At 71.6% G+C, this 13,706-nt stretch carries 12 protein-coding genes; 8 read left to right on the top strand and 4 right to left on the bottom strand.

Translation table 11 applies throughout. The features are described from left to right. Position 1: 1 nt before the first annotated feature. Both ACGFJ7_RS23815 and ACGFJ7_RS23810 read left to right on the top strand, forming a co-directional pair. Positions 2-1,120, top strand: coding sequence for an FAD-binding protein (locus tag ACGFJ7_RS23815; protein ID WP_360255679.1), 1,119 nt, complete (start codon positions 2-4; stop codon positions 1,118-1,120). Next, entirely contained in the window at positions 1,121-2,470 is a 1,350-nt protein-coding gene (locus ACGFJ7_RS23810; protein ID WP_360255681.1) for a (Fe-S)-binding protein, read from the top strand. A 2-nt stretch (positions 2,471-2,472) separates the two neighbouring features. Here ACGFJ7_RS23810 and ACGFJ7_RS23805 read toward each other — a convergent pair whose 3' ends face one another. The 3 genes from ACGFJ7_RS23805 to ACGFJ7_RS23795 form a co-directional block, all read right to left on the bottom strand. Continuing rightward, positions 2,473-3,057 carry a hypothetical protein gene (locus ACGFJ7_RS23805; protein WP_392643828.1) on the bottom strand — a complete coding sequence of 195 codons (585 nt, stop codon included), beginning with the start codon at positions 3,055-3,057 and terminating at the stop codon, positions 2,473-2,475. Between the two features lie 69 nt (positions 3,058-3,126). Further along, the gene (locus ACGFJ7_RS23800; protein WP_360255685.1) at positions 3,127-3,501 is read right to left on the bottom strand and encodes a VOC family protein; all 375 of its coding nucleotides are present in this window, start codon (positions 3,499-3,501) and stop codon (positions 3,127-3,129) included. A gap of 9 nt (positions 3,502-3,510) precedes the next feature. Then, a complete protein-coding gene (locus ACGFJ7_RS23795; RefSeq protein WP_392643826.1) occupies positions 3,511-3,849 on the bottom strand; it encodes a hypothetical protein in 339 nt (112 codons plus the stop codon). A 137-nt stretch (positions 3,850-3,986) separates the two neighbouring features. Between ACGFJ7_RS23795 and ACGFJ7_RS23790 the strand changes: the two genes are divergently transcribed. Next, a complete protein-coding gene (locus ACGFJ7_RS23790) occupies positions 3,987-4,475 on the top strand; it encodes an N-acetyltransferase (protein WP_392643824.1) in 489 nt (162 codons plus the stop codon). 609 nt (positions 4,476-5,084) lie between these two features. On the opposite strand, the gene ACGFJ7_RS23785 is transcribed toward ACGFJ7_RS23790, so the two are convergent. Continuing rightward, on the bottom strand, positions 5,085-6,797 hold the full coding sequence (locus ACGFJ7_RS23785) for a rhamnogalacturonan lyase (protein WP_392644016.1): 1,713 nt from the start codon (positions 6,795-6,797) through the stop codon (positions 5,085-5,087). 134 nt (positions 6,798-6,931) lie between these two features. Here ACGFJ7_RS23785 and ACGFJ7_RS23780 point away from each other — a divergent pair, with 134 nt between their 5' ends. From ACGFJ7_RS23780 to ACGFJ7_RS23760, 5 genes are all read left to right on the top strand, one after another. After that, positions 6,932-7,948, top strand: a complete 1,017-nt coding sequence (locus ACGFJ7_RS23780) for a cellulose binding domain-containing protein (RefSeq protein WP_392643822.1) — start codon at positions 6,932-6,934, stop codon at positions 7,946-7,948. A gap of 17 nt (positions 7,949-7,965) precedes the next feature. Beyond that, positions 7,966-8,088 (top strand): hypothetical protein, encoded by a 123-nt coding sequence (locus ACGFJ7_RS23775; RefSeq protein ID WP_392643820.1) that lies wholly within the window; start codon positions 7,966-7,968, stop codon positions 8,086-8,088. Beyond that, positions 8,073-8,399, top strand: a complete 327-nt coding sequence (locus ACGFJ7_RS23770; RefSeq protein WP_392643818.1) for a hypothetical protein — start codon at positions 8,073-8,075, stop codon at positions 8,397-8,399. The genes ACGFJ7_RS23775 and ACGFJ7_RS23770 overlap by 16 nt, the downstream gene beginning before the upstream one ends. Before the next feature lie 94 nt (positions 8,400-8,493). After that, positions 8,494-10,185 (top strand): ABC transporter ATP-binding protein, encoded by a 1,692-nt coding sequence (locus tag ACGFJ7_RS23765; RefSeq protein WP_392643816.1) that lies wholly within the window; start codon positions 8,494-8,496, stop codon positions 10,183-10,185. Between the two features lie 92 nt (positions 10,186-10,277). Beyond that, positions 10,278-13,559, top strand: coding sequence for a S8 family serine peptidase (locus ACGFJ7_RS23760; RefSeq protein ID WP_392643814.1), 3,282 nt, complete (start codon positions 10,278-10,280; stop codon positions 13,557-13,559). The last annotated feature ends 147 nt before the right edge of the window (positions 13,560-13,706 follow it).

Here is a 13,706-nt window from a genome sequence, read left to right as displayed (position 1 = left end):
CATGAGCGCCCTGGACGACCTCACGCGGCCGGCCACCGGCGACGACCACGTGGGCGGCGTGCCCGCCCGGCTGGTCGCGGCGCCGGCGTCGACAGCGGAGGCGGCCGCGCTGATCGCCGCCGCGCGCGACCTGACCGTCGTCGTCCGCGGCGCCGGCACCAAGCTCCACTGGGGGCCGCCGCCGGACCGGCTCGACCTGATCATCGACACGACCCGGCTGACCGGGATCGTCGAGCACGCCGCGGGCGACCTGATCACGGTGCTCCGCGCCGGGACGCCGCTGTCCGAGCTGTCGCTGGGAGATCAGCAACTGGTGCTCGACGGGCCGCCCGGCGCGACGGTCGGCGGGACGGTCGCGGCGAACACCAGCGGGCCGCGGCGGCTGCACTACGGGACGGTCCGCGACCTGCTGATCGGCATCACGATCGTGCGGCCGGACGGCAAAGTCGCCCGTTCCGGCGGCAAGGTGGTCAAGAACGTCGCCGGCTACGACCTGGGCAAGCTCTTCACGGGTTCCTACGGAACCCTCGGGCTGATCACCGAGTGCGCCTTCCGGTTGCATCCGCGTGCGGCTTCGAGGCTGTACGTCCGTACAACCGCACCCGCCTCGGCCGTCGCGGCCGTCCTCGGCGCGCAGGTCGTGCCGAGCGCGCTCGAGATCGATTCGGCCTCCGGGGAACTGGCCGTCCTGCTCGAGGGCACCGCCACCGGCGTACGGGAAAGAGCGTCTGTGGTCGAAAAGCTGATCGGCGGGCAGATCGGCGACGAGGCGCCGGCCTGGTGGGGTGTGGCGCCGTGGGCCGACGGCGAGATCGGGATGAAGCTGTCGGTGCCCAAATCGCGGGTGCCGGCCCTGGCCGACGTGGGCTTTCCGGTGCGTGGATCGGCCGGTACGGGCGTGCTGTACGCGGCGCCGCGCGACATCACCGAGGTGGAACGCCTGCGGGCGGAGTGCGTGCGGCTCGGCGGGCACGCGGTCGTGCTGACCGCGCCGCCACCCGTCCGCGACATCCTCGACATGTGGGGCCCGGTGCCCGGCCTCGTGCTGATGCGCCGGATCAAGGACCAGTTCGACCCGGATCGCCGGTTCGCGCCCGGCCGCTTTGTGGGAGGCATCTGAATGGTCGACGCCACCTGGGGCACCGGTGAGCCACCGCGCGACGTGCTCGGGCCGGTCGCCGGTCCGCCCGCCTTCGACGACGACCATCCGCCCCGGGCCGACCTGGTCGCCGACTGCGTGCACTGCGGCTTCTGCCTGCCGGCCTGCCCGACGTACACACTCTGGGGCGCCGAGGCGGACTCGCCGCGCGGCCGCGTCTACCTGATGAACCAGGGACTGAACGGCGAACCGCTCAGCGACTCGATGGTGGCGCATTTCGATCGGTGCCTGGGCTGCATGTCCTGCGTGACGGCGTGCCCGTCCGGGGTGAAATACGACCGGCTGATCGAGGACACCCGGGCCCAGATCGAACGCCGCCACAGCCGCTCACCCCGGGACCGGGCGCTACGCTCGGCGATCTTCGCGGTGTTCCCGTACCGGCGGCGGCTGCGCCTTCTCCGAGGTCCGCTGCGCGCCTACCGCGCCGCCGGCCTCGACCGGCTGATCACGCCGCTGCTGGCCCGGCTCTCACCGACCCTGGCCACCCTCGAAGCGCTCGCCCCTCACCCACGACGGATTCCCCCGCCCCCGCGCCTGGTTCCGGCCCGTGGTCAACGGCGGGCCGTCGTGGGCATGCTGACCGGTTGTGTTCAGGGCGCGTTCTTCCCCGAGGTCAATTCCGCGACCGTACGCGTCCTGGCCGCCGAGGGCTGCGACGTGCTGATCCCGCCCACGCAGGGCTGCTGCGGCGCGCTGAGCGTGCACAACGGCCGCAAGCCGGAGGCGCAACGCTTCGCCCGCAAGCTCATCGACACGTTCGAGCACACCGGCATGGACTACTTCGTGGTCAACGCCGCCGGCTGCGGCTCGTCGCTGAAGGAGTACGACGTCCTGCTGGCCGACGACCCGGCGTACGCGGCCCGGGCCGCCGCGTTCACGGCCAAGGTCCGCGACCTGGCCGAACTGCTGCACGACCTCGGCCCGGTGGCCGACCGGCATCCGCTGCCGCTGACGGTCGCCTACCACGACGCGTGCCATCTGGGCCACGCCCAGGGCGTACGGAATCAGCCCCGCTCGCTGCTGAAGGGCATTCCCGGCCTGACCGTACGCGAGATCGCCGACCCCGAGATCTGCTGCGGCTCGGCCGGCGTCTGGAACATCCTCAACCCGGTCCCCGCGGCCGAACTGGGCGACCGCAAGGCCACGAACGTGCTGGCCACCGGGGCCGACCTGCTGGTCACGGCCAACCCCGGCTGCCTCATGCAGGTAGCCTCGGCGATCCGCCGCCAGGGCGGCACGATAGCCCTGGCCCACACGGCCCAGGTCCTGGACGCGTCGATCCGCAACCTGGGCCCGTCGGCGTTCGCGTAGCGCTACGACACCGGGGTCGCGGCGCCCGTCTTCCAGTGCTGCAGCCCGTCATGCAGGTTGCACTTCACCAGGTGCGTCGTGAGCCCGTACTGGAAAGCGCCGAGGCACAGATCGAAGCCCCGCTTCCAGCCGCCGATGCTCTTGATGACCCAGGCGTCGTACTGGGGCATCCAGAACGCCTCCCACTGCTTGTTGTTGTTCCCCTCGCCGACCCAGTCGCAGGTGCCGAGCCCGATGTTGAAGGGGTCGTCGGAGCGGGGTGAGGCCTCCAGGCAGGAGGTCAGCGTCGTGCCCTGACTTTGGATCACCCACATCGGGTGCTTGCTGCCCTCCCAGTTGTCCTCCTTCTGGTGCAGCCAGAACTTGGCCAGAGCGTTCGGCGACGTCGCGCAGCTCTGGAGGTACGGGTTGTAGCCCAACCCCCGGTCGTCGTGGACCCAGAGGCACATGCTGCGGTTCTGCCCCGCGTTGTGATACGCGTTGGTGAAGGCCCGGCTGTAGACGCCGACGGCCTGAGCCGGCAAGGCCCAGGCCGTGGTGATCAATAGAAGGACAGCGGAAAAGAGCACGGTGATACGTCTGAGCATGAACGAGTCCCCTCTCTCGGTTTCTCAGTGCGAAACATAGTTCCGCGTGGAAGCCGATCGATCAAGACCCTAGAGATCGCGCTCCGTGGTGCCGCGCTCGACGCAGAACTCGTTGCCCTCCGGATCCTGCATGGTGACCCAGCCCAGGCCGCCCTCGGCCCGGTGGTCCTCGTACAGCTTGGCGCCGATGCCGACCAGCCGCTCGACCTCCTCGTCGCGGGTCCGCTCGTCCGGCATCCAGTCGATGTGCAGCCGGTTCTTCACCGTCTTGGCCTCGGGCACCCGAATGAACAGCAGGCTCGGCACCGGCTCGGGCGCGGCCAGCAGCACCTCGTCGTCGTCCGGCAGGTCCTCGTCGGACAGCGGCCAGCCGGTGACCTCACTCCAGAAACGGGCGAGCTCGTACGGCTGCGAGCTGTCGACAGTGATGTGGCGAAGGATCATGCCGTCAACCTACCGCCACGTCCGCACCCACCACGGCAGCTCCAGCGGCGCGAACGGATCAGCCACCCACCGCCGCCGGCGCCGCTCGTCGGCCGGCTCGACCAGCGCCCACAGCTCCCGCCGCGCCCGCCGGGACAGCCGCCGCAGCGCGACCTCGAGGACCGCGCGCGGGTCGTCCGGATTCCGCCAGTCGTAGCCGGGGCCACCCCACGGAACCGCCGCCCCCCGATCGCGTGGCCCACGCCAGACACCGACCGCCTCGGCACACCGGCCGTCCGGCCATCCGAGAGCCCGGTCGACCTCGAGCAGCCGGCACACCACCGACGAGGAGAGCCCCGGCACACCCACCGGCCGGCGCGCAGCCCACCGGTGATGACGACGGAGCCGAGCTCGTACGGCTGAGGGCGCCCGGCGCGACACGAACACTTCCGAGAATCGGTGGTCACACGATGGTGCCACACCCGGGCGGTTCGTAGGCTCCGGTCATGACCGCTCGGCAGTTGGTTGACGGCTCCTTCCCCGTTCCCGAAGCGTTCGCCGCCGAGGGGTTCCGCCTCGAGTTGCTAGGGCCGCGGCACAACGAGGCGGACCACGCGGCGTGGACGTCGAGCATCGAGCACATCCGCTCGACACCCGGCTTCAATCGCGCCTGGCCACCAGCGGCGGGCATGACCCTCGCCGAGAACCTGGCCGACCTGGAAAGCCATGCGGACCGCTCGGCCCGGCGCGTGGACTTCGCGTACTCGGTAATCGAAACAGCCACTGAAGACGTGATCGGCTGCGTGTACCTCAAGCCGTCCCCCACCGGAAACGACGAGGCGCTGGTGTCGTCGTGGGTCATCGCCACCCGAGCCGATCTGGACGGCCCCCTGACCGACGTCGTCGGCGCCTGGCTACGAGAAGCGTGGCCGTTCGAGGTCGTGCATTACCGTTCGGCCGGTTCTCCCGAAACGATCCGCAGGAGCGCCGGATAGGCAGGGAGTTGTGTCGCCGGGGTATCAGCGAAACTTCGTCGACGGGGCCGGCGCCCCGCTTGAAGGGCATGCCGGACTGATCTACGTGACGCTGTCCCCCAAGATGCGGAAGCTGCTGCCTCCGGCCGCCGCGACTGCCGGTTCTCTAACCGGCTGGGACGCGATGCCAACTGGATTCCAGCTGGCGGCGCTCTGTGCTCTTGTTCTCGCGGCCTGCTGGGTGGCGTTCGAGAGTGACGACACGACAGCCGCCGCCAAAAAGATCTGGTCTTGGGGAGCACCGCTTGACACGGAAAGCGCCCGCTTGACAGCCGATCATCAGGTCGGTGGGAGACACAAACGAAGCCCCGGCAGCCTCTCCGCGAGGTCGCCGGGGCTCATCGTGTTTGTGGAAGCCCCGGTCTGCGCGACCCAGATCGGTGCCAAGGCCGAAGGCCGGCGGCGCCGGTCGCCGGGCGTGGAGACGCTGGTGCACTCGCGGAGTAGCTAGAGCTCGCCGATTCGGTGTTCAAACTGCGGGTGTACGCGTGCCTGATGTCAGAGAGGCCCGTGCGGGCGCGCCGCGCGCTGGACGCGTTGCTCGGCGGGCTCTCTGGCATCGCGAGTGATCTACGAAAGCGCGAACGAGGGATGCGGCGGCTGGTTGTAGGCGGTGTTCTGCCAGGCCAAGGCCTCTCGGTACTGGATGTCGTGCAGCAGGGTGACCACCCGGCGGTCGGTCTGGATCGGGGTGGAGTAGATGCGCAGGGCCGTGTTGTTGCTTGTCGGCCAGATGACCTCCTCTCGCCAGTCGCCCAGGATGTCGCCGGACAGGGACGGGGTGGACTTGGTGCCGTTGTTCGAGTGGACGCCTGCGGCCGTGAGCAGGCGGGTGTCGGACGACGTGCCGTACTTGTCGATGTGGGTGCCGTCCAGGAGCTCGCGGGTCGGGTCGCCGTCCCACCAGACGACGAAGTTCGTCGAGCTGGGCTTGCGGCTCGCGACGACCGAGCCGTTCGGGTTGCGGACGCCGTCGGCCAGGGACGACCAGGATTCGGCGCCGGCGCTTCCGGCCCAGATGTCGGCCGAGACGCCGCGGCCGTTGTCGCCGCCGGCCGGGGTGCTCCACAGGATCTGGCCGGTGCGGGCGTCGGCCATCCACGACGACGGCTTGCTCGCGTCCTCGTCGACCTTGAAGACCTCCAGGCCGGCCCGGGACGGGTTCAGGTCGCCCACGTGCAAGGCGTCGCCGTGGCCGAGGCCGGTGTTCCAGAGCCGGGCGCCGTTGTCGTCGACCGCCAGCGAGCCGTAGACGATCTCGTCGCGGCCGTCGGCGTCGACGTCGGCCACCGCGAGCTGGTGGTTGCCCTGCCCGGCCGTGCCCGGGTTGGTCGAGCTGTTGCTGTCGAAGGTCCACCGGCGGGTGAGCGTGCCGTTGCGGAAGTCCCAGGCCACGATGACCGTACGTGTGTAGTAGCCGCGGGCCATGATCAGGCTGGGGCGGGCGCCGTCCAGGTACGCCGTGCCGGCCAGGAAACGGTCGACCCGGTTGCCGTACGAGTCGCCCCAGGAGGAGACCGTGCCGCGCGGGGGCACGTAGTCCACCGTCGACAGGGCGGCGCCGTTGCGGCCGTCGAACATCGTCAGGTATTCGGGGCCGCTGAGGATGTAGCCGCTGGAGTTGCGGTAGTCGGCGTTCCCGTTGCCGATGGTCTGCCCGGTGCCGGAGATGGTGGCGTCGGCCGTCTTCATGGCCACTTCGGCGTCGCCGTCACCGTCGTAGTCGTACACCTGGAATTGGGTGTAGTGGGCGCCGGCCCGGATGTTGCGGCCCAGGTTGATCCGCCACAGCCGGGTGCCGTCGAGGCGGTACCCGTCGACGTACACCGGGTCGGTCACGCCGGACTGCGAGTTGTCCTTGGCGTTGAGCGGATCCCATTTGAGGACGAGGTCGAGGCGCCCGTCGCCGTCGAGGTCGCCCACGCTGGCGTCGTTGGCCGCGTAGAGCGAGCTGTTCGGGTTCTGGATCGGCACGTCGAGGTAGCCGTTGCCGAAGGTGAGGCTCGGCCCTTCGGCGGCCTGCTCGGCGCCGTTCACGACCGGGCGGATCGTGTACGAGGCGGAGGCGGCGGCCCCGGCGTCCAGGTAGTTCGTCGACGCGGTGATGGGCGCCGAGTTGAGCTTGGCCGAGCCGCGGTACAGGTTGAATCCGGCGCCGGCCGGGTCGGTGGCCAGCCATCGCCAGCTGACCAGGTTGCCGCTGCCGGAGCGGACGCTGATCAGGCCGCGGTCGAGCCGTTCGCGCTGCCGGCCGTCGGCGGCGTCGGCCGGCGTCGCGACCATGATCACCGCACTCGCGGTGAGGACGGTCAATCCTGCCGCCATCTTTGCCCTGCTGGACACCGGGGTCTCCTCTCGCTAACTTCGGGAGCGCTCCCAGATTGACGCCCATCGATTAATGAGTCAAGGAGGAAGCCATGCGGAGATGGCGAACGGGCCTCATCGCCGGGTTGCTCGCCGGCACCGCCTCGCTCGTCGCGGCGGCGCCCGCGTCGGCCGCCGCCGGCTGCCGGGTCGAGTACCGGACGACCGCCCAGTGGCCGGGCGGGTTCGGCGCCGCGGTCGACGTCACCAACCTCGGTGACCCGGTCAGCTCGTGGACGCTGACGTTCGCGTTCCCCTCGGGGCAGACCGTCACTCAACTCTGGAACGGCTCGGTGACCCAGTCCGGCGCCGATGTGACAGTCCGCAACGCCGGCTGGAACGGCTCGCTCGCCACCAGCGCCACCGCGTCGTTCGGCTTCAACGGCTCCGGTACGGCGGTCGCGCCCACGGCCTTCTCGCTGAACGGCACGGCGTGCAACGGCGGGACCACACCTCCCGGGAACGAGCCCGTGAAGATCATGGCGCTCGGCGACTCGATCACCGGCTCGCCCGGCTGCTGGCGGGCCCTGCTCTGGCAGAAACTCCCGGCCGACCGGGTCGACTTCGTGGGCACGCTGCCCGGGCAGGGCTGCGGCTTCCCCTACGACGGCGAGAACGAGGGACACGGCGGCTTCCTCGCCACCACCGTGGCCGACCAGAACCAGCTCGCCGGCTGGCTCGCGGCCACCGACCCGGACGTCGTGCTCATGCACTTCGGCACCAACGACGTCTGGAGCAACCTGCCGCCGTCGACGATCCTGGCCGCGTTCACCAAGCTCGTCACCCAGATGCGGACCCAGAACCCGGCCATGAGGATCCTGGTCGCCCAGATCATCGGCATGAACGCCAGCAACTGCGCCGACTGCGGCCGGCGCGTCATCGATCTCAACGCCGCCATCCCGGCCTGGGCCGCCGGCCTGTCCACCGCCGCTTCCCCCATCACCGTCGTCGACCAGTGGACCGGATTCGACACCGCGACCGACACGTACGACGGCGTCCACCCGAACGACGCCGGCAACGTGAAGATCGCCGACCGCTGGTACCCGGCGGTCGCCGCGGCCATCGAGTGATCCCGTAGTTTGTCGCGGTGATCGAGACAGCGACGTGGGACCCGCCACCACGCCGGCCGGGGCCGGCCAAGGCGTACCTCGGGGCGGCTCTGAGCCTGGTGACGACACTCGCCGTCACGTCGTCGTGGTCCGGGGCCTGACGGCCGCGACCGAGACCCGCTACGCGACGGGGACCGACGTCTGCGGCGCGCTCGAGACCGGGCCGCTCGCCGCCGGCCTCGGCGTCACGTCGCCCCGGCCGGAGAAGGGACCGCTCCCCTCGATCTGCCGATACGCGGTGTTCGACGCCGGCCGGCGGCAGGGCGCCGGTCAGCTCAGGATCGACCGCTTCGCCAGTTCGTTCGAGGCGTCCTTGGCATGGCAGGGGCAGGAGAGCGACTGCGACGACCTGGAAGCTCTGCAGACCGCCCTGATCGACAGCACGCGGGCGACGATGGCGCACTTCGGGTAGGGGGTCACCTGCGCGAGGGGAATCCCCGCGGCCGCGCGAACGGCCGGGGTGACCTCCTCTTTCCATCGCGCCGGTTTCGCGTATTTTTCGTCGCATGTTTCGGGATCTGCGGCGGCTCACGCGGGGGCACCGCCGGTGGATCGCGGTGGCGGCCGGGCTCAGTCTGCTCGGGTCGGCGCTGGCCCTGGCCCAGCCGCTGCTGGCGGGGGCGGCGGTGGACGCCGCCACCGGCGGGCGGGTGCCGTGGCCGGTCTTCGGGGCGCTGGCCGGGCTGTTCGCGGCTCAGGCGGTCGCCCACGCGACGGCTCGGTACGTGCAGGCGTACACCGGTGAGACCATGACCCGGCAACTGCGGCTGGCCGTCATCGTGCGCCTGCTGCGGGTGCGGATGCCGCTGCTCGACCACGTCCGCACCGGTGACGTGATCGCCCGCGCCTGCGGGGACACCGCCGTGGTCAAGACGCTCGTCGCGCAGAGCCTGGGCACCGGCGTGGCCGGCGTGATCGCCCTGGTGGCCGTCGTGGCGCTGCTGGCCCGGCTGGATCCGTCGCTGATGGCGCTCGTGGTCGCGCTCTTCGCGGTGTCGGTGCTGAGCCTGCTGGCCGTCGTGCGGCGGCTGCGGGCAGCGTCGCACACGGCGCAGGACGCCGAGGGGGCGCTCTCGGCCGACCTGGAACGGGCCCTGGGCGGGATGCGCACGGTCCGGGCCTGCCGGGCCGAGCCGGTGGAGGCCGATCGGCTCCGCGGGTCGGCCACCCGGGCGTACCGGGCCAATCTCCGCATGGCCGAGCTGGCCGCCCTGGCCGGACCGGCGAACGACCTCGCGGTCAGCGGGGCTTTCCTGACCGTGCTGCTGGTCGGCGCGACCCGGGTCGCCTCGGGCGAGACCTCGCTCGGCCGGCTCGTGGCCTTCACCCTGGCCATGACGTATCTGTCGGCGCCGATCTACGAGATCTTCCAGGCGGTGGGCGCGGTCCAGCAGGGCTCGGGCGCGCTGCACCGGATCAACGAGGTCCTCGCCCTGCCGGTCGAGCGGGACCAGCCGCGGGCCGTGGTGCCGGTCCGGCGGCGGCCGCCGGTGCTGGAGTTCCGGGACGTCTGGTTCGGTTACGACCCGGGCCGGCCGGTGCTGCGCGGCATCCGCTTCACCGTGCCCGAACGCGGCCACGTCGCCCTGGTCGGCGCGTCCGGCGCCGGCAAGTCGACCATCTTCGCGCTGGCCGAGCGCTTCTACGAGCCCGACCGCGGCACCATCCTGCTGCGCGGCCGGGACGCCCGCTTCATCCCGTACGCCCGGCACCGCTCCATCGTCGGCCTCGTCGAGCAGGACTGCCCGCTCCTGGCCGGAAGCCTCAAGGAGAACTTGCTGTACGGGGCGCGGCCCACCGCCGAGCGTGACCTCGACCGGGTGCTCGCCATGACCGGGCTGACCGCGCTCGTCGCCGCCCTGCCCGACGGTCTGGACACCCCGGTCGGCGAGCGCGGCGGCCGGCTCTCCGGCGGCCAGCGGCAGCGCGTGGCGATCGCCCGCTGCCTGCTGTCGCGGCCCGACCTCATCCTGCTCGACGAGCCGACGGCCCACCTCGACCCGGACAGCGAACGGGCCCTGGCCGCGACGATGCGCGAGGTGGCCCGGGTCTGCGCCCTCGTGGTGATCGCCCACCGCTTCTCCACGGTCCGCGCGGCCGACCGGGTGCTGGTCGTCGACGACGGCGTGGTGACCGACGACGGCACGCACGACCAGCTGATCGAATCCAATGAGTACTATCGCCGGCTCGCGGCGTGAATTGTTGTGGATCTTGTCATATCGATGAACGGCGAACTGTGGCGTAGGTTGCCCGGCAAAGCACCGATCGGTGCTGTCGACAAAGGAGAACCATGCGCCTGGTCCGCATCACGTCGGTGCTGGCCCTGGCGGGCGTCGCGGCCTGGTCCGCGCTGCCCACCGGGGCCGTCGCCGCCGCGCCGACCCCCGGCCCGGCCGCCGTCACCCCGGCGACCGGGCCGGCTTTCGCCGCCGCACCCCGGGCGGTCACCTTGATCACCGGCGACACCGTCAAGGTGAGCAGCGTCGCCGGGCAGACCACGGTGGACGTCGTGCCGGCTCCGGGCCGGGAGAAGATCCCGTTCCTCACCTCGAGCGCCGGCCACGACGTCGAGGTCGTCCCGGCCGACGCCGCCGGGCTGCTCGCCGCGGGCCGTCTCGACCCGCGCCTGTTCGACGTGTCCACGCTGCTGAGCTTCGGCTACGACGACACCCGGCGCACCCTGCCGCTGATCGTCGCCGGCCCGGCCGTCCCGGCCGGCGCCCGGGCCACCCAGCAGCTGCCCGACGTCGGCCTGGTCGCCTACGAGCAGGACCGGAGCAAGCCGGCCGAGCTGTGGAAGAGCCTCACCACCGCCGGCAAGCTGCGCTCGGGCGTCACCAAGGTCTGGCTCGACGGGCAGCGCAAGCCCACCCTCGACGTCAGCGTCCCGCTGATCGGCGCGCCCGCCGCCTGGCAGGCCGGGCTCACCGGCGCCGGCGTCAAGGTCGCCGTCATCGACAGCGGCGTCGACCTCACCCACCCCGACTTCGCGGGCCAGGTCGCCGGCGCCGTCGACTTCACCGGCTCGGGCGACCTGACCGACCCGGTCGGCCACGGCACGCACGTCGCGTCGACGATCCTCGGCACCGGTGCCGCCTCCGGTGGCCGCTACAAGGGCGTGGCCCCGGGCGCGAAGCTGCTCAGCGCCAAGGTGTGCGGCCTGCAGGAGTGTTACGAGTCGGACATCCTGGCCGGCATGCAGTGGGCCGCCGAGCAGGGCGCGGCCGTGGCCAACATGAGCCTGGGCGCGGCCGACACCCCCGACATCGACGTGCTCGAGCAGGGCGTCAACGACCTGACCGCCAAGTACGGGATGCTGTTCGTCATCGCGGCCGGCAACTCCGGCGAGGCGGGCGACAGCACCGTCGAGTCGCCCGGCAGCGCCGAGCAGGCCCTGACCGTGGGCGCCGTGACCAAGACGAAGGAGCTCGCCTCGTTCTCGAGCCGGGGACCCCGCGCCGAGGACGCCATGGTCAAGCCCGACCTCACCGGGCCGGGCGTCGACATCGTGGCCGCCCGCTCGGTGGACGGCCAGTTCCCGCCGGTCGACGGCGCCGAGGCGTACACCTCGCTCTCCGGCACCTCGATGGCCACGCCGCACGTGGCCGGCGCCGCCGCCCTGCTGGCGCAGCAGCACCCGCAGTGGCGCGCGGCCCGGCTCAAGGCGACCCTGACCGCCGCCGCCGACCCGGGGGCCGATCTCACGCCGTACGAGCAGGGGTCCGGTCTGGTCGACGTCGAGCGCGCCCTGGACCAGCCGGTCACCGCCGACCCGGTCAGCGCCGGTTTCCCGCGCGACGGGACGACCCGGAGACAGAGCATCACGTACGCCAACAGCGGCACCCAGCCGGTGACGCTGTCCCTGTCGCTGGGCACCGACGCGCCCGCCGGCGTCTTCACCGTGAGCGCCGACAGCCTGACGGTGCCGGCCGGCGGAACGGCATCGGTGACCGTGACGGCCACCGTCGTGGCCGGGCTCGAGGAGCAGCCGTACGGTGGTGAGCTCCTCGCGACCGCCGGAAAGGTGCGCGTCGTGACGCCGGTCGCGATGTACCTGACCCGGCACGTGCTCACGGTGAACACGCCCGGCGTGACCGGCGACAACCCGCGCTGGGTCACCATGCTGACCGACCTCGACCGGCAGACGGTGACGGCGTTCGCGCACACCGGCGCCAGCGTCCGCACGCCGGTCGAACCGGGCCGGTACGTCGTGCAGTCGTACCTGATGACCGGCTCCGAGGAGGATCCGGAGCTCACGGCCCTGTCCGACCCGCGGGTGGTCGTCGACCGGGACCGCACGATCACCATGGACGCCCGGACGGCCAAGCCGGTCAGCATCACCGTGCCCGACAAGAAGGCCGTGCCGGCGTACAACGAGACCGGGTGGACCATCCGCGACAAGGCGCCGGAGATCTGGGGTGGCAACGACCCGTACGGCGTCCTGATGAACCTGAACTTCGAGCGGCTCCGCACCGGACCGGCGGCCGGCGGTGGCCAGGCGCCCGGCTACGTGTCGTACCTGTCCGGCAAGTGGGCCGCCCCGAAGGCCGTTTACCACGCCTACTTCTACGAGCGCGGCCGCATGCTGGCCGGCCGGACCACGGCGCTGCGCGCGAGCGACCTGGCCACGGTCCGCTCGACGATCGGCTCCGACGTGGACGGCGTCCAGGTCACCCGTCTCGCCGTCGCCCGGGCGCCCGGCAACTCGGCCGTCTACCGCAGCACCGACGGGCGGCAGAGCCCGCTGAGCTTCGCCTACGACGCCCCGGCCACGATCACCGACTACTACAACCGCGACCAGCGGGCGGAGTGGCAGGTCAGCAGCAGCCAGCTCGGATACACCCACTACGAGTCGGCGTGGACGTCGTGGCAGCCCGGCCGCACGTACACCGAGAAATGGGCCACCGGCGTCGAGGGCCCGGTCTTCCCCGAGCCCGAGTTCGATCAGCAGTTCGCCGCCCGCTACTGGGGCGACACAATGGGCGGCCCCGGTCCCCTGCACGGCGACGGCAGCGGCCACGAGGGTTTCCGTTTCCCCCGCGCCGGCCAAGCCGACGTGCGGATCTACCGCAACGGCGCCCAGGTCGCCCAGTCGCAGTGGACACCGCAGGCCACCGAGGTACCGGCCGCCGCGGGTGACTACCGGGTGCACGCGGTCTTCCGCAGCGACCCGGCCTTCACCCTGTCCACACTGGTCGACGCCGAGTGGACGTTCCGCTCGTCCCACGTCCCGGACGGCAAGCTCGTCCACCTGCCGATGACGGCGATCCGCTACACCCCGTCCCTGGACGCCACCACCACGGCGGCCGCCGGCCGCCTGATGACCCTGCCGCTGTCCCTCGACCGTCAGGTCGGCGCGGCCCCCGCCGCCGTTCGCACCCTGACGGTGGAGGCCTCCTTCGACGACGGCAAGACCTGGAAACGGCTCCCGGTCCTCCGGGCCGGCACGAAGGCCACCGCCGTCATCCAGCACCCGCGCGGCGCGGGCTTCGTGTCGCTGCGGTCCACGACCACCGACTCGGCCGGCAACGGCACCAAGCAGACCATCATCCGCGCGTACCGCTACCGGTAGCCCGTCGATACGCGGCCTTCCTCGCCCACTCGGCGGGGAAGGCCGCTTTCCGCGCGGAACGGGATCATCCATACGAGCCCGGGGGTCGCATGATCGGACTTCGATGACGGCCGATCCACCGACCGCCCGGGTCCACCTGGTGCGGAA

The sequence above is a fragment of the Actinoplanes sp. NPDC048988 genome, assembly GCF_043197815.1.
Classification (GTDB): Bacteria; Actinomycetota; Actinomycetes; order Mycobacteriales; family Micromonosporaceae; genus Actinoplanes.
This window is presented reverse-complemented; position numbering and strand designations above follow the sequence as displayed.